Source organism: Nitrobacter sp. (assembly GCF_047149785.1).
Classification (GTDB): domain Bacteria; phylum Pseudomonadota; class Alphaproteobacteria; order Rhizobiales; family Xanthobacteraceae; genus Nitrobacter.
Genome location: NZ_BAAGBE010000001.1, coordinates 2,406,879 through 2,422,866 on the forward strand (window position 1 = coordinate 2,406,879; position 15,988 = coordinate 2,422,866).

Here is a 15,988-nt window from a genome sequence, read left to right on the forward strand (position 1 = left end):
GCTGCCTCGTCGCAAGAACTCCTCGCAATGGCGACCCGTCTTCCACAATTGGAACAGAGACGCGGCATGACCGAACGCCTGACCATCGATCATGTCGGCCACCGCGGCGACGGCGTCGCGCTGAGCGACGCGGGCAGTGTCTTTGTCCCCTACGCTCTCGGGGGCGAAGTCGTGGAGGTCGAGCCGCTCGCGAGCCGTCCCGACCGTGCGCGTCTTCTCCGCGTAGAGACCGCGAGTCCGGAACGGATCGCGCCGTTCTGTCCGTACTTCGGCGCCTGCGGCGGCTGCGCCGTCCAGCACTGGCAGATGGAGGCTTACCGCGCCTGGAAACGACAGATCGTCATCGATACGCTGGCGCAGGCCCGCATCGACTGCACGGTAGCCGAACTCATCGACGCGCACGGCGCAGGACGACGGCGGATCACTCTGCACGCCCGGCGCGACGGCGGCGGCAAGCTGCGCGTAGGCCTCGCCGCGCCGAACAGCCACGCCATCGTGCCGATCGACGCATGCCCGATCCTCGATCCCGGCCTCGACGGCGCGCTCGACGTGGCGCGGATATTGGCCGACGTACTGAAGCCCGCGAACAAGCCGCTCGACATCCAGGTGACCGCCACCGACAACGGACTCGATGTCGACGTCCGTGGTTCCGGACCGCTACCGGCGCGGCTGATTGCGACTTTGTCGCGCGTCGCCGAGGAACATCGGCTGGCGCGGCTGACACGTCACGGCGAACTCGTGCTGATGCGCACGCCGCCGGTGATCGGCATCGGTGCCGCGCAGGTCGTGCTGCCGCCGGGCTCGTTCCTGCAGGCCACCGTCGCCGGCGAGGAAATCCTGGCGGCGCTGGTGGCCGGTCATTGCAAGAAGGCGAAGGACATCGCCGACCTGTTCTGCGGCGTCGGGCCGTTCGCGTTGCGGCTCGCGAGCCGGACACGCGCCGCGGCGCTCGACAGCGATCCCGGCGCGATCGAGGCCCTGCGCAAGGCGGCCGCCGCCGCACCCGGATTGAAGCCGCTCAAGGCCGAAGCCCGCGACCTGTTCCGCCACCCGCTGGCGCCGCAGGAACTGCGCGAATTCGATGCCGTGGTGTTCGATCCGCCGCGGCAGGGCGCCGAGGCGCAGACGCGCCGGTTGGCCGCGAGCAAGGTGCCTTTGGTCATCGCCGTCTCCTGCAACGCCGCAACCTTCGCTCGCGACGCGCGCATCCTGATCGACGGCGGCTATCGGCTCGAAACCGTGACGCCTGTCGATCAGTTCAGGCATTCCCCGCACGTCGAACTGGTTGCGCGGTTCGAAAGAGCGTGAATTCCCTTCTTGCGGGAAGAAGCGGCGCTAGAGTCTGTTTCAACTGTGTTGAATCAGACCCGTCGCTTGTCTTTTTGTTTGAGCATGATCTTTTCCAAAAACCGGTTTCCACTTTTCGGGATCATGCTCTAACGGCTGCCAGGACGGAAGCATGCAACCCGTACGCACCTGCCGCGCGCACAACGTCTGATTTCAGCGCACGCGGCATACTCGTTGTTTACGAACATTTCATTCAACTCGTTCATGATCCGGGAACGAGTCCTGGTACCCCCCGCAACGGGGAGCAGCCTTCGTGACCAGGAACGCCCCATTATTCCCCGCGCTTCGCTCCCTCTCAGCCGGCGCATCGACGTTCCGTCAGCCACCCGCGGACTATCCAAAGGATCAGAATGATGCTTTCCCGCCTTTCAATTCGCGCCAAAATCACAGCCGTCATCTCGTTTCTCCTGCTGGCCATGGCCACAATGGGAGGACTGACCCTGCTTGAAATGGGATCCATCCACGCCCGCGCGGTTGATATCCGGACCAACTGGCTCCCCAGTGTCCGCGAACTCGGCGAGTTGCGCGCGAATGTCATCACCTACGGAATCGCGGTCCACTCCCACCTGCTCGCTACCGACGCCGCCGGAAAGGACGCCGCCGAGAAAACGCTGGATACCGTGGGACAGGCCGTCGAAAAGACGCGCAAGGCCTATGAGCCGATGATCGCCTCTCCTGACGAACACCGACTCTACAACGCATTTTCCAAGCAATGGGCATCCTATGTCGCAGGCGTCCGGGATCTGATCGCCATATCGCGGAAAAGCGACGTCAAGGCCGACCTGAACGCCGGCAAGGACAAGGTCTATCAGATCGGCCTGAAGGCCGATGAAACCCTGCGCAGGGCGATCGAACTGAACAACGCGGGAGCCGACGCCGCGGGTCATGCAGCCAGCCAAAACTATAAGGAAGCCCTCATGATCGTGATCGCCATCATGTCGGTGGCGCTGATGTTCGGCATCGGCATAGCCGTCTACATGGTGCGCGACATCTCGCGCGTGATCGCCTCGATCGTCGCGCCGATGCGGGCCCTGGGCGCCGGAGATCTTTCCGCCGTCGTTCCGCACCTAGGCGAAAAGAACGAAGTCGGCACGATGGCCGATGCGCTTCAGGTCTTCAAAACCGCGCTGATCGCCAAGAAGGCGGCCGACGAGGCTGCGTCGCACGATGCCGCGGCCAAACTCCAGCGCGCCCAGCGCATCGATACCATCACCGGCGAATTCGAATCGATGATCGGCGAACTGGTGGGCTCGCTGTCATCATCCTCGACCGAGCTTGAGGCCGCAGCCAATACCCTGACGGCGACCGCCGAGACCACCGGCAAGACATCCGGCGAAGCCGCCGCCGCCTCGCAGGAGGTTTCTTCCAACGTGCAATCGGTCGCCAGCGCCACGGAGGAAATCACCTCCTCCGTTCATGAAATCGGCCGGCAGGTCCACGAGGCGAGCCGTGTCGCCAGCGACGCCGTCAGGCAGGCCGAGCGGACCGACAGCAACATTACGGAGCTGTCGCAGGCGGCGGGCCGGATTGGCGACGTCGTCAAACTGATCACGGCGGTCGCCGAACAAACCAACCTGCTGGCACTCAACGCCACCATCGAGGCAGCGAGAGCTGGCGATGCCGGCCGCGGCTTCGCGGTGGTCGCATCCGAGGTCAAGACGCTGGCGGCGCAGACCGCGAAAGCGACCGACGAAATCAGTGCTCAGATCGCAGACATCCAGTCCGCCACACATGATTCGGTGACCGCGATCCGCGAGATCGGCAACACCATCAAACTGATTTCCGAAATTTCCTCGGCGATCGCCGCCGCAGTCGAAGAGCAGGGTGCGGCGACGCAGGAGATCGCCCGCAATGTCCAGCAAGCGGCTCAGCGCAGCGGCGAGGTCGCCTCCAGCATCACCGAGGTCAGCCGCGGCGCCGGCGAAACCGGCTCGGCGTCGAGCCAGGTTCTGTCCTCGGCGCAAATGCTGTCAACCGAAAGCGCCCGTTTGAAAATGGAAGTCGAGAACTTCCTGCACACGGTCCGCGCGGCCTGAGCCGGACTTGCGCGGGCGGCGACGTTCGCCGCCCACGCGGCCGCGGATGGGCTTGCCGCCCCTTTTCGCAGCGACTTCCGACGCTATATTCTACAGGTCACGGCCGCCGACGCCAGATCGGGGTTCCACGTTTGATCGATGCGTTTTCTTTACGCGAATCTGTCATCCCCCGGTCAAGGCCGAGGACATGCGTCGCTCGAAAACGCGAGTTTTAATTTGTTTTCGCGGCCCGATTGGCGGCCGTTCGCTCGAAAACGCTCCGATCCAGGGATAGCCCGAATGAGCGATACTGCCATCAAACCGCGGAAAAAGATCGAAACCAAAACCGAACGTCCGCGTCTGCACAAGGTCATCCTCCACAACGACGACTACACGCCACGCGAATTCGTCGTGATGGTGCTCAAGGCCGAATTCAACATGACCGAGGATCAGGCGCACAAGGTGATGATCACAGCGCACCGGCTCGGATCCTGCGTCGTCGGCGTGTTCGCGAAGGACATCGCTGAGACCAAGGCGACCCGCGCCACCGACGCCGGCCGCACCGCGGGCTTTCCGCTGCTGTTCACGACGGAGCCCGAAGAATAGCGGCTTCGAGGACCACGGCTTCGAGGACCGTCAGCGCGGGCCGACCTGGCCACGATGGCGCAGGAAGTGATCGGCCAGCACGCAAGCGACCATGGCCTCGCCCACCGGCACCGCGCGGATGCCGACGCAGGGATCGTGGCGGCCTTTGGTGAAGATTTCAGTGTCCGTGCCGTTGCGATCGACGGTCTTGCGCGGCGACAGGATCGACGACGTCGGCTTGACAGCAAACCGCGCCACCACCGGCTGGCCGGTTGAGATGCCGCCCAATATGCCGCCGGCATGGTTGGAGGTGAACACCGGGCCATGGCTGCCGGTGCGCATCTCGTCGGCGTTCTCCTCGCCGGTGAGCGCGGCGGCCTCGAAGCCCGCGCCGATCTCGACGCCCTTCACCGCATTGATGCTCATCAGCGCGGCGGCGAGGTCGCCGTCGAGCTTGGCATAGATCGGCGCGCCAAGCCCTGCGGGCACGCCTTCGGCCACCACTTCGATCACGGCGCCGATCGACGAGCCGCTCTTGCGGATGCCATCGAGATAGCTTTCGAAGAACGCGGCCTTGTCCTTGTCCGGACAGAAGAACGGATTTCTTGCGGTCTCGTCCCAGTCCCATTTTTCGCGGTCGATCTTGTGCGGTCCCATCTGCACCAGCGCGCCGCGAACGATCATGCCGGGGATGATCTTGCGCGCGATGGCTCCGGCCGCAACGCGCATCGCCGTCTCGCGCGCCGAGGAGCGGCCGCCGCCGCGATGGTCGCGGATGCCATACTTCGCCTCATAGGTGAAATCGGCGTGGCCGGGCCGAAACTTGTCCTTGATCTCGGAGTAGTCCTTCGAGCGTTGGTCGGTGTTCTCGATCAGCAGCGCGATCGGCGTGCCGGTCGTCACCTGCTCGCCGGTTTCGGGATGCGGCATGACACCCGACAGAATCTTCACCGCATCGGCTTCCTGCCGCTGCGTGGTGAAGCGCGACTGGCCCGGACGGCGGCGGTCGAGATCGCGCTGGATCTCCTCGACCGTCAGGGCGAGCTGCGGCGGGCAACCGTCGACCACGCAGCCGATCGCAACCCCGTGGCTCTCGCCAAAGGTCGTGACGCGGAACAAATGACCGAAGGTGTTGTGGGACATGAACCAACCAAGCAGGTTTGTAAAAAATGCAATTGGCCACCTGCAGGATCGCACCTACAAAGTTGCAATCTCGCAGATATTGGCCTGCATGTTTGCAATTGTCGTAGCCGGAAGTAGCAAAAATCGCAAACCTTTGGAGCAAAAATGCTCCTTCTCTAAGCGGCAAAGCGGCGAAAATCGCAACGTTCGTCATGCCCGGCCCTGTACCGGGCATCCACGTCATCTGGCTTTGAGAAGCGGGATAAAGGCGGTGATGGCCGGGACGGGTCCGGCCCGGATGTACGGTTGCTTTGGCCCTCAGCCATGCTTCGCCAGTCCGTCCTCGCGCAGGACATACACCGCGCCCTGCTCGATCCGCAGACTGGCGGCTGCTTGCGGCGTCTCAAGGCCGAGCACGACCATCAGCGCCCGAGCCGTACCGCTATGCGCCACGGCGACAGTGCCGGACTTCAGCGAGTGATACCAGTCGCGCAACCGCGACGTGGCCGAGGCATAGCTTTCGCCACCAGGCGGCGCCACGCTCCATTTGTCGACCTCGCGGGCCGCGAAGACGTCGGGATGGGCAGCCTTCATCTGCGCAAGCGTCAGACCCTCCCAGTGCCCGTAACCGACTTCGCGCAAGCGTTCGTCGACCGAATAGTCGTGCGGCGGCAGGCTCAGCACGCCGCGCATCAATTCCATGGTGCCGCGCGCGCGGGACAGCGGGCTCGTGACGAAGCCCAAACCAACGGGATCGCGCCCCTCGCGCGCAAACAGCTTGCGCAGAATGTCACCCGCCTTCACCGCCTCGGCGCGGCCGACATCATTGAGCGGAATGTCCTGCAGGCCCTGGAAGCGGCCGTCGGCGTTCCATTCGGTCTTGCCGTGGCGGATGTAGTAGATGGTGTGCATGTCAAGAGGATAGGATCTGGCATCGGCGAGGCGGGGCGCTCCGGGATATACACCATTTCGGCCCGACGACATACGCCAGCGGCGATACGCCGCTGAACTGCGGCCACGGCATCGAGAACCAAGACGCAAGCCTCTTTCCCAGCCGATACATTTTGGTCATGGTCCCACCGCCACATCATGCGCGGAGAGGGACTTATGACAACGACCGGAAGCATCACCACGGACGCGGGCCGGATCGCGTACCGGCAATCCGCCGGCACCGGCAGCACCATCGTTCTGGTTCACGGCAACTCGGCGTCGTCGAAGGCTTTTGCGCGGCAACTGGATGGAAATCTCGGCATGGCGCATCGCGTGGTCGCGTTCGACCTGCCGGGACATGGCGAGTCCGACAACGCGGCCGATCCCGACTCCACCTACACCATGCCAGGCCATGCGCGCGTGATGCGCCATGTCGCCGAGCACCTGGATGCAGCGGACGCAATTTTCGTCGGCTGGAGCCTCGGCGGACATATCGTGCTGGAGGCCGCACCCGACCTGCCGCAGGCCAAGGGTTTTGCGATCTTCGGCACGCCGCCGTTTGCGTTTCCGCCCGCGGTCAAGCAGGCGTTCCTGATGCATCCGGCGATGGCCTGCACCTTTGCGCAGGATCTTACCGAAAAACAGGCCAGAGGCTATGTCGCCGCGGCTTTCAGGCCGGGCGTCGCCGACCTGCCGGCTTTCATGGTCGACGACGTCCTGCGAACGGACGGCCGCGCTCGCAAAACTCTCGGCGCGAGCATCACGCCGGACGGCTTCCGTGACGAGGTCGAGGTTGTCGCCAGCCTGACCCGGCCGCTCGCGGTGCTGCACGGCGCGGAGGACCAACTCATCAACGGCGCTTACGTCAGCACGCTGGCGATGCCGACGCTGTGGCGCGGGGCAGTCCAGAGTATCCCCGACGCCGGCCATATTCCGCAGTGGGAACAGGCGGACACCTTCAACGCGCTGCTCAATGCGTTTGCCGGCGACTGCGAACAACAAGGGAGCTAGAGTCTGTTTCAACTGCGTTGAACCAGACTCGTCGCTTATCTTTTTGTTTGAGCATGATCTTTTCCGAAAACCGGTTTCCACTTTTCGGGATCATGCTCTAAATACTTTTCCGGTCATGCCGGATCGGGCGGACGCGGGGACGAACGGTGACGCAAACCGCATCGATGCCTTCGCTCGAAACGCTCTATCCCATATCGCGGCGAGGATTATAGGGGTGCACGTCGCGCCACTTCTCCATCAAGTCCTCAAGCTCGGCGTCGTTGCCGTCAGGCAGGATGATGCGCGTGGTGACGAACAGATCGCCGGACGCGCCGCCCTTCGGAATGCCCTTGCCCTTGAGACGAAAGGTGCGGCCGCCAGAGGTGTTCTTCGGGATCGACAGTTCGACCGCGCCGCCAAGCGTCGGCACCCGCACCTTGCCGCCGAGCACCGCCTCGTAAAGCGTGACAGGCAGATCGGCGCGCAGGTCGTTGCCATCGACCTCGAAGACCGGATGCGGCGCCACGGTCACCGTGATAAGAAGATCGCCGGGCCGATGGCCGGGCGCGGTGTCGCCCTGCCCCCTCAGCCGGATCTGCTGTCCGGAGGTGACGCCAGCCGGAATCCGGACATTAAGTTCCTTGCCGCTTGGCAGGCGGACGCGCTTGTCGCCACCCCTGACCGACTCCTCCAGCGACACCGTCATGGCGACGTTGTGATCAAGGTCAGGCGCGCCGAACGTGCTGGAGTCGAAGTCGAATCGCGCGCCGCCGCGGCGCCCGCCCCGCGGTCCGCTCCCCGGTGGTCCGCCGAACATGCTGTTGAGGATGTCGTCGAATCCGTCCCCGTCAAAACCAGGGGCAGCGCCGCCGGCGCGAAAGCCGTACTGCTCGAATCCGCCGCCAGGACGCGCGCCGCGCGGACCGCCGCCGCCCGGAAAACCCTGAAAGCGCGGCTTGCCGTCGGCGCCGATCTCGCCGCGGTCGAACTGCTTGCGCCTGGCCTCGTCGCCAAGGATCTCGTTGGCGGAATTCACCTCCGCGAAGCGTTCGGCAGCCTTCGGATCGTTCTTGTTGGCATCGGGATGGTGCTTTTTCGCAAGCTTGCGAAAAGCATTCTTGATCGCCGCCGCGGTGGCGCCCCGCTGCACCCCCAAGACCTCATAGGGGTCGCGCATCCGTCTCAGTCTCCTTCAGGACGTTCGGACCATGGGCCCCCGGACCCATGTGCCTATCATCTGGGGTATCCGTGGCATTTTTGCAACGGGTTGGCGAAAGCCACTCTGCAGTCTAGAGCCTTTCCGCTTCTGATGAATCAGAAGCGGGGCTCTATGTTTTTGTTTTGACGCGTTTTCTTTACGCGAACCGGTAGCCACTTCGCTCGAAAACGCTCTAGCTTCGCCGCCACGGTTTGAGCGACTGGATTTCCCATCGGCCGCCGCCGGACCTGCAGGCCGCGCCCTGCAGCCAGCTTTCGGAGTTTCCGTTAACGTAACTCGCCAAAAAATCGCGGCAGGTGCGCCCCTCAGCCGTGTAGGCCTGTGCCAGCGGCGTTACCGAACCCCGCGCGCCCGTCGAGGGATTTTCCCACGGCTGGCTCGCGTCCTTGCTCCCTTTGGTCAACACATCGGAGGCGGCCGTGCGGGCGAAGGCGAGATCGGTATCCGTCGGACCGGTGCGCGCGGGCGACGCGATCGATCCGGTGGTATCTCCGGCGGTCATCTGCGCGAAAGCCCCGTCATTGCGGGCCAAACTGCAACCTCCGGCCGTTGCCCCGATCAGAATTACCGTCACAACCGTGGCGGCGGGCCGGATCGCGGATAGGCCGACATGCAGACATGCCCTATACAGATTTGCGCTGTATAAGGACTGCAACGGACTTTCGACGGCAGACCGGCGCACCCTATGGACTCCACGCATGAACGACACCATGGATATCAAGGACACAAGCCAGTTAACGTCCGGTGATTTCACGGAAGCTCCGGAGCCCTTCATGCTGTTTGCGGCCTGGTTCGCGGAGGCCGTCGCGTCGGAACCCAACGATCCCAACGCCATGGCGCTCGCAACGGCCGATGCCGACGGCCTGCCCGACGTGCGCATGGTGCTGATGAAGGGCTATGACGCGGAGGGCTTCGTGTTCTACAGCCACATCGCCAGCGCCAAGGGCCGCGAACTTGCCGCAAATCCCAAAGCGGCGCTGTTGTTCCACTGGAAGTCGCTGCGCCGGCAGGTCCGCGTTCGCGGGGCGGTGACGCCCGTGACCGACGCCGAGGCCGACGCCTATTTCGCCACCCGCCCGAAGCAGGCGCAGATCGGTGCCTGGGCCAGCAAGCAGTCGCAACCGCTGGAGAGCCGTTTTGCGTTCGAGCAGGCAATCGCCAAAGAAGCCGCAAAATACGTCATCGGTAGTGTGCCGCGGCCACCAGGCTGGAGCGGCTGGCGGATCACGCCGGCGCAGTTCGAATTCTGGCACGACCGTCCGTTCCGCCTGCACGACCGCATCGAATTCCGCCGCACGACGCCTGATGGGCGGTGGACCAGGACAAGGCTGTATCCATGACCCCGGACAAGGCAAACCCTCGAACCGAAATGGCGACGGTGGCCGACCCCAATGCGCCGCGCCGCACGCTGCTGCTGACCGGCGCGAGCCGCGGCATCGGCCACGCGACGGTGATCCGGTTCTCCAGTGCGGGATGGCGCGTCATCACCTGTTCGCGGCATCCGTTTCCCGAACAGTGCCCCTGGGACGCCGGACCCGAGGACCACATCCAGGTCGATCTGTCCGACCCGGAAAATACCATGCAAGCGATCCAGGAGATTCGTTCTCGGCTCGAGGGCGGCCGGCTGCACGCGCTGGTCAACAATGCGGCGATCTCGCCGAAGGGCGAAGGCGGCGCGCGGCTCGGCTCGCTGAACACCGACATGGAAACCTGGGAGAAGGTGTTCCGCGTCAACTTCATGGCGCCGATCATGCTGGCGCGCGGACTGATCGGCGAATTGAAGGCCGCGAAAGGCTCCGTCGTGAACGTCACCTCGATCGCCGGCTCGCGCGTGCATCCGTTCGCGGGCGCGGCTTATGCGACCTCGAAAGCGGCGCTGGCCTCGCTGACCCGCGAGATGGCGGCCGACTTCGGCCGCATCGGGGTGCGCGTCAATGCAATCGCGCCCGGCGAGATCGACACCTCGATCCTGTCGCCAGGCACCGAGAAGATCGTCCAGCGGCAGATCCCGCTGCGCCGGCTCGGCACGCCGGACGAAGTGGCGAAGATCGTCTACGTGCTGTGCACGGAGACGAGTTCATACGTCAACGGCGCCGAGATTCACATCAACGGCGGTCAACACGTCTAGAACGTTTTCAAGCGAAGTGGCTACCGGTTCGCGTAAAGAAAACGCGTCAAATCAAAAACATAGAGTCCCGCTTCTGATCCCATCAGAAGCGGAAAGGCTCCAGCGTTCCTCACCGGCACTGCCGACCTCCCGGGAGACGAGAGGCGCCGTTTCATTCCGCACAAAACCGGCGCGGCGGCGCGCGCAGCACAGGCGGCGCGAGAACCGCACTCGAACAATCATCGTCGCTCTCGCCATCAAGCAGCGCCGCGCCGCAATGCCGGCAGGTGCGCGCAGGAGCGGCGGCGAGGCGCGCGGATGCCTCGTCCATCCTGGATTTGCGCAACTGTTGATAGTTGCGAAAATCAAGGACGTTGCGATCCCGGGTTACGACTTTCTCAACCATTGTAGCTCCCGCAGTTTCATGCAGGAGTTATGACAGTAATTTTTTTTGGAATCCGTTCAGGCGAACACTCAAATTTTACGAGGAAAAATGTGGCGGGCCCGTCGCGTGGCGCCACGAGGGAAAAGACGTCTGCTCACAACCATTTCTTCCACTTGAAGACCATATAGGGCAGCACCGCGACGAGCACCATCATGACGAGCGCAAACGGGTAGCCGTGCGGCCAGTCCAGTTCCGGCATCATCTTGAAGTTCATGCCGTAGATCGAGGCGATCAGAGTCGGCGGCATCAAGACCACCGCCATCACCGAAAACAGCTTGATGATGTTGTTCTGCTCGAGATTGACGACCCCGAGCATCGCGTCGAGCACGAAGGTGATCTTGTTCGACAGATAGGACGCGTGATCGGTCAGCGACGCGACATCGCGCTGCATGGTCTTGAGTTGCGCGCGCATTTCCTTCGACCATTTGATGCTGTCGGTCTCAGTGGCGACGAAGGTGACGAGCCTGCCGATCGAGACAAGACTCTCGCGGACCTTCGAGGTGAGATCGCCCTTGCGGCCGATCGTGATCAGGATTTCGGAATAGCGCTTGGCGTGACCGGTGCGCGCGGATTCTTCCGGCTCGAAGATGTCGTGGCTGACCTGATCGACGTCGGCGCCGGCGCGCTCCAGGATGTCGGCGCAGCGGTCGATCACGGCATCGAGCAGTTCGAGCAGCACGCCCTCGCCCGTCAAGCCCTGCGGGGCGGCGCGCGCAAGCTTGTTCTCCACCAGCGTGAACGGTTTTGGCGCATCGTAGCGCACGGTAACGAGTCGATGCTTGGACAGGATGAAGGTAACCGGGGTGATGCGCGGCGCGCCGGTCTCGCTGCCGCATATCAGGCTCGCGGTCATGTAGCGCGCGCCGTTCTCGAGATAGAGGCGGCTGGAAATCTCGATCTCCTGCATGTCCTCCCGGGTCGGCACCGCAACCCCGGCAAGCTGCTCCACGGCGCGGTCTTCGCCTGCGGTCGGCTTGTCGAGATCGATCCACACCGCATTGTCCGGCAGCGCGGCGAGATCGGCCGGACCGGTCTTCCGCAAGGCGAGGCCGGCCGGCGCGAAGATCGAGAGCATGGCTCCTCCGGGGATGACGGCGTGGATTCGCGTGAACGCGGACGACGTGAAGTGCGCCAAGTCGCATCGATTTGGCAAGCCCGGCAAAGGGTCATGGTGGCGGCCCGATGCCGTCGCTCCTTTTTGTCGAAAGGAGAGACGCCAGTGCCCGTGCATGCAGTTAACGCCGCCGTGTTCCAACGGAACCGCCGAGGCTTTGCGGCAAAAATACCACATACGCGACGCCGCGTGACGACGGCACCGTCTAAGTGCTGGAATTTCGGGGAATTTCGACAATAATAAAGCGCAGAGGAATCGTGGCTGTTCGGGTGCAAACCGTCATGGTTCAACGGGGTATTCGGAAGACAAAAATGTCGTCTCTTTGGGTCAAGCTTGGGATTCTGGCCGCGGGCCTGATGCTGTCAGGCTGCATGCAGGCCACGCATTACGAGGCCACCAACACCAACAATTTCAAACCGCGCGACAAGGAACTGCTGGCCAAGGTCTCCTATACGAAAACGCCGGTGGCCGCGCCGTTCCGCCGCGCGATCGTCGACTATCACCGCAAGGAAGCGCCGGGCTCGATCATGGTCGATTCCGACAACCATTATCTCTATTACGTGCTCGACGGCGGCAAGGCGATCCGTTACGGCATCACCGTCGGCGAGGAAGCGATGGCATGGTCCGGTATCGCGAAGGTCGGCGCCATGACCGAATGGCCCGCCTGGCACCCGACCCCGGGCGAGATCGAGCGCCTTGGCGTGCCGAAATACGTGCCCCCCGGTCCGGACAACCCGATGGGATCGCGGGCGCTGTACCTTTACGCCAACGGCAAGGACACGCTGTTCCGCATCCATGGCACCAACCAGCCGGAATATATCGGCGCCTCGATTTCATCGGGTTGCATCCGCATGACCAACGAGGACGTCATCGACCTCTACAACCGCGTCAAGCTTGGAACCGTGGTGGTTGTGCTTGAGCCGCATCACGGCGACTCACCCTACAGTCCAAAGATGGCGTTGCAGGGCGGCGGCGACAACACCTACTGACCGTTGTGGTATCGTGATCCGAAAAGCGCCGGTTCTCCGGCGCTTTTGTTTTATGCCGCCATCAATCGAGTAGCCGTCTGAGGAACGGCGGCAGGTCGATGCGCCGCTTGCGTCTGCGCTTGACAGGTTTCGCTGCCGAAAACCGCGTTGATTGCGCCGATGGTGGTGGCGGTGGCTCTGACGAACCCCGCATCGTCTTATCTGCTGCGTCAGCGGCCGCAGACCGCTTTCGAGGCTTGGGCACCACGTCCATCGGTAAGGCGGCTGCGGGCGCAGCTTGTGAGGCGGCAAGAGGCGTCGTCTCACGTTTCGGGGATGTTTTCGACGTCTTATCCGCCGTTTCCTCCGTTTCGCGCCGTGACGCCTCCGCCGGGCGTTCGGCCGGCGGCAACGGCGCAACCGCGGGCATGGGACCATGAATCTCCCAGTGACAAATCCGGTAGCCATTGCGGCGTTCGGCAAGATCGAGATGGATATGATCTTCGTGATAACCATCCGATCCCGGTCCCAATACGGTCGTGAAGCGCGCGCAGACCGACTTCAGCACCGTTTCGCGCAGCTCGCGCGGGACACTGCGATCCGTCAACGCGATCACCCGACCGTCGGAAAGCCTGACTGCACGAACGTCGAGCGCATTGGCTCGTCCGTGCTCGGACAGTTTTGCTCCGGCAACCCGGTTGCGTCCCCGGCATTCGAACGAATCGAAATTGTCGAGCTCACTGATGCGGCTTCCGAGCCCTTCCGCCAGGGGCGCCATGTCGGTGCGAATCCAGTCCGCGATCGCCGACGCCATCGGGCAGCGCAGCGTGGCGGCCGGCTTGACAGCGACGCGGCTCCGATCCGTCAGCACAACCGCTTCGAGCCGAACCAGATCATCACCGCCGCACGCGCCCGGCCCCTTGATCGCGGGAATGCTCGGGGCGACGGCGACCGCATCGGTCAGCGCCAGACGGCAGGCAGACGGCGAAGGCGAAGTCCCGGGCATCGCGGGCGCACCCTTCCTCGCCTCCTTGTCGTCGGGCGCCGGAGCGGCGGCCGGGCGAGACTGCGGCAACGGCAGTTTGGTCCCTGCCAGAGCCACCGCCGGCATGAAGAGGGCCGAGAGCGCAGCCATGGCCAATCGGTCGCGGCGCACGCCACCAAACGACCGTTTAAGATGAGCCATCCCGGCGTTAAACTTCTTCATGCCAATCCCTTACGGGACAACGATGGCCCGCGGGCGCGGATCGGGAGGAAGGTTTGAATGCACGGCTTGATGCAAGACTGGCCCTTGCTGTGTCATCGGATCATCGATCACGCGGCGAAGATCCATGGCAGGCGCGAGGTGGTGACCCGATCGGTTGAAGGCCCAATCCATCGGACAAACTACGCCGAAATTCGCCGCCGCGCGCTGAAACTGGCGCAGCGGCTCGATCGCGAAGGCATCAAGCTCGGCGACCGCGTCGCCACCATCGCCTGGAACACCTGGCGTCATCTCGAAGCCTGGTACGGCATCATGGGCATCGGCGCAGTGTGCCATACCGTCAATCCCCGTTTGTTTCCGGACCAGATCGCCTGGATCATCGACCATGCCGAAGACCGGATCGTGATGACCGATATCACGTTCATCCCGATCCTGGAAAAGATCGCCGGCAAGCTGCCGAGCGTGGAACGCTACATCGTTTTCACCGACAAGACACATATGCCACAGACCACGCTGAAAAATGCGGTCGCATATGAAGACTGGATCGCGGAGGCCGACGGCGACTTCGCCTGGAAGACGTTCGACGAGAATACCGCGGCGGCGATGTGCTATACGTCGGGAACCACAGGCAATCCGAAGGGGGTTGTGTATTCGCATCGTTCCAACGTGCTGCATGCGATGATAACCAACAACGGTGATGCGCTCGGCGCGGCATCGAAGGACACAATGCTGCCGGTGGTGCCGCTGTTCCATGCCAATAGCTGGGGAATCGCGTTCTCGGCGCCGTCCATGGGCACCAAACTGGTGATGCCCGGCGCCAAACTCGACGGCGCATCGGTGTACGAGTTGCTGTCGACCGAGAAAGTTACCTTCACTGCGGGGGTGCCCACCGTATGGCTGATGCTGCTGCAGCACATGGAGACAAGCAACCTCAGGCTGCCGGAACTCAAGGTCGTGATCTGCGGCGGCTCGGCGATGCCGCGCTCGATCATCAAGGCGTTCGACGACATGGGTATCGAGGTGCGACACGCATGGGGCATGACGGAAATGTCACCGGTCGGCACCGTCGGCGGATTGCAGGGCCAGTTCAGCCACCTCAAGGGAGAGGCCAAGCTCGACGTGTTGCAGATGCAGGGTTACGCGCCGTTCATGGTCGAAATGAAGATCACCGATGACGACGGCAGGGAGTTGCCGTGGGACGGCAGGACCGCAGGCCGGCTCAAGGTGCGGGGGCCCGCGATCTCCGGCGCCTATTACCGCCTCGAAGATAACATCCTCGACGAGCAGAGCTTCTTCGACACCGGCGACGTTGCCACCATCGACGAGTACGGCTACGTGCGGATCACGGACCGATCGAAAGACGTCATCAAGTCGGGGGGCGAATGGATTTCCTCGATCGATCTGGAAAATGTCGCGGTCGGCCATCCCAAGGTGGCGGAAGCCGCCGTGATCGGCGTGCACCATCCGAAGTGGGGCGAACGGCCGCTGCTGATCGTTCACGTCAAGCAGGGCGAGAGCGTGACGCGCGAGGAAATTCTCGCCTTCATGGACGGCAAGATCTGCAAGTGGTGGATGCCCGACGACGTCGCCTTCGTCGACAGCATTCCGCACACCGCAACCGGGAAGATCCTGAAAAGGGCGCTACGCGAACAGTTCAAGGACTATAGGATCTGATCCAACTTCGTCGGATCAGGCGCTTGCCTTATCCTCTTGATTGAGCACGGCATCGGTCTTCGGGCAGTTTTCCGGCCATGGCGGTGAAGGCCAGCCGCGACTCCGGCTCGCTGGTCGATGTGCTGCGGCAATGGCCCCCGCGCGCCGGTATGGTCCACGCGGTGTTCTCATCGCGGCGCAGGCCGTCGCCGTCGGTACGAGCACCCGCGCCTACGCCGGCGTTTCGCCGCATGGCGAAATGCGCTAGGTGATCTCGCGACGAACCACC

General features: G+C 63.5%; 15 protein-coding genes. 8 read left to right on the plus strand and 7 right to left on the minus strand.

All coding sequences use genetic code 11. The annotated features are described in order from the left end of the window. Positions 1 to 66 precede the first annotated feature (66 nt). From ACMDCM_RS11150 to clpS, 3 genes are all read left to right on the plus strand, one after another. A complete protein-coding gene (locus tag ACMDCM_RS11150; protein ID WP_412773621.1) occupies positions 67 to 1,308 on the plus strand; it encodes a class I SAM-dependent RNA methyltransferase in 1,242 nt (413 codons plus the stop codon). Positions 1,309 to 1,700: 392 nt separating this feature from the next. Further along, positions 1,701 to 3,383, plus strand: a complete 1,683-nt coding sequence (locus ACMDCM_RS11155) for a methyl-accepting chemotaxis protein (protein WP_412773622.1) — start codon at positions 1,701 to 1,703, stop codon at positions 3,381 to 3,383. Between the two features lie 279 nt (positions 3,384 to 3,662). Beyond that, the gene (gene clpS / locus ACMDCM_RS11160) at positions 3,663 to 3,968 is read left to right on the plus strand and encodes an ATP-dependent Clp protease adapter ClpS (protein WP_412773623.1); all 306 of its coding nucleotides are present in this window, start codon (positions 3,663 to 3,665) and stop codon (positions 3,966 to 3,968) included. Positions 3,969 to 3,998: 30 nt separating this feature from the next. On the opposite strand, the gene aroC is transcribed toward clpS, so the two are convergent. Both aroC and ACMDCM_RS11170 read right to left on the minus strand, forming a co-directional pair. Further along, positions 3,999 to 5,090, minus strand: coding sequence for a chorismate synthase (aroC, locus tag ACMDCM_RS11165; protein WP_412773624.1), 1,092 nt, complete (start codon positions 5,088 to 5,090; stop codon positions 3,999 to 4,001). A 297-nt stretch (positions 5,091 to 5,387) separates the two neighbouring features. Next, positions 5,388 to 5,981 (minus strand): histidine phosphatase family protein, encoded by a 594-nt coding sequence (locus tag ACMDCM_RS11170; RefSeq protein WP_412773625.1) that lies wholly within the window; start codon positions 5,979 to 5,981, stop codon positions 5,388 to 5,390. 195 nt (positions 5,982 to 6,176) lie between these two features. On the opposite strand from ACMDCM_RS11170, the gene ACMDCM_RS11175 reads away from it, so the two are divergent. Then, entirely contained in the window at positions 6,177 to 7,010 is an 834-nt protein-coding gene (locus tag ACMDCM_RS11175) for an alpha/beta fold hydrolase (RefSeq protein ID WP_412773626.1), read from the plus strand. Between the two features lie 184 nt (positions 7,011 to 7,194). On the opposite strand, the gene ACMDCM_RS11180 is transcribed toward ACMDCM_RS11175, so the two are convergent. Further along, the gene (locus ACMDCM_RS11180; protein WP_412773627.1) at positions 7,195 to 8,166 is read right to left on the minus strand and encodes a DnaJ C-terminal domain-containing protein; all 972 of its coding nucleotides are present in this window, start codon (positions 8,164 to 8,166) and stop codon (positions 7,195 to 7,197) included. A 214-nt stretch (positions 8,167 to 8,380) separates the two neighbouring features. Continuing rightward, on the minus strand, positions 8,381 to 8,908 hold the full coding sequence (locus ACMDCM_RS11185) for an RT0821/Lpp0805 family surface protein (protein WP_412773628.1): 528 nt from the start codon (positions 8,906 to 8,908) through the stop codon (positions 8,381 to 8,383). On the opposite strand from ACMDCM_RS11185, the gene pdxH reads away from it, so the two are divergent. Together pdxH and ACMDCM_RS11195 are read left to right on the plus strand one after the other, a co-directional pair. Beyond that, the gene (gene pdxH, locus ACMDCM_RS11190; RefSeq protein ID WP_412773629.1) at positions 8,907 to 9,548 is read left to right on the plus strand and encodes a pyridoxamine 5'-phosphate oxidase; all 642 of its coding nucleotides are present in this window, start codon (positions 8,907 to 8,909) and stop codon (positions 9,546 to 9,548) included. The genes ACMDCM_RS11185 and pdxH overlap by 2 nt on opposite strands. Continuing rightward, on the plus strand, positions 9,545 to 10,336 hold the full coding sequence (locus ACMDCM_RS11195) for an SDR family NAD(P)-dependent oxidoreductase (RefSeq protein WP_412773630.1): 792 nt from the start codon (positions 9,545 to 9,547) through the stop codon (positions 10,334 to 10,336). Before pdxH ends, ACMDCM_RS11195 begins: the two co-directional genes overlap by 4 nt. 151 nt (positions 10,337 to 10,487) lie before the next feature. Here ACMDCM_RS11195 and ACMDCM_RS11200 read toward each other — a convergent pair whose 3' ends face one another. Next, the gene (locus tag ACMDCM_RS11200) at positions 10,488 to 10,721 is read right to left on the minus strand and encodes a hypothetical protein (RefSeq protein ID WP_412773631.1); all 234 of its coding nucleotides are present in this window, start codon (positions 10,719 to 10,721) and stop codon (positions 10,488 to 10,490) included. Positions 10,722 to 10,854: 133 nt separating this feature from the next. Further along, positions 10,855 to 11,835, minus strand: coding sequence for a magnesium transporter CorA family protein (locus ACMDCM_RS11205; protein ID WP_412773632.1), 981 nt, complete (start codon positions 11,833 to 11,835; stop codon positions 10,855 to 10,857). Positions 11,836 to 12,185: 350 nt separating this feature from the next. Between ACMDCM_RS11205 and ACMDCM_RS11210 the strand changes: the two genes are divergently transcribed. Next, positions 12,186 to 12,863 carry a L,D-transpeptidase gene (locus tag ACMDCM_RS11210; protein ID WP_412773633.1) on the plus strand — a complete coding sequence of 226 codons (678 nt, stop codon included), beginning with the start codon at positions 12,186 to 12,188 and terminating at the stop codon, positions 12,861 to 12,863. Between the two features lie 61 nt (positions 12,864 to 12,924). Here ACMDCM_RS11210 and ACMDCM_RS11215 read toward each other — a convergent pair whose 3' ends face one another. Then, positions 12,925 to 13,977 carry an extensin-like domain-containing protein gene (locus ACMDCM_RS11215; RefSeq protein ID WP_412773634.1) on the minus strand — a complete coding sequence of 351 codons (1,053 nt, stop codon included), beginning with the start codon at positions 13,975 to 13,977 and terminating at the stop codon, positions 12,925 to 12,927. Positions 13,978 to 14,106: 129 nt separating this feature from the next. Here ACMDCM_RS11215 and ACMDCM_RS11220 point away from each other — a divergent pair, with 129 nt between their 5' ends. After that, positions 14,107 to 15,720, plus strand: a complete 1,614-nt coding sequence (locus tag ACMDCM_RS11220; RefSeq protein ID WP_412773635.1) for a fatty-acid--CoA ligase — start codon at positions 14,107 to 14,109, stop codon at positions 15,718 to 15,720. Positions 15,721 to 15,988: the final 268 nt, after the last annotated feature.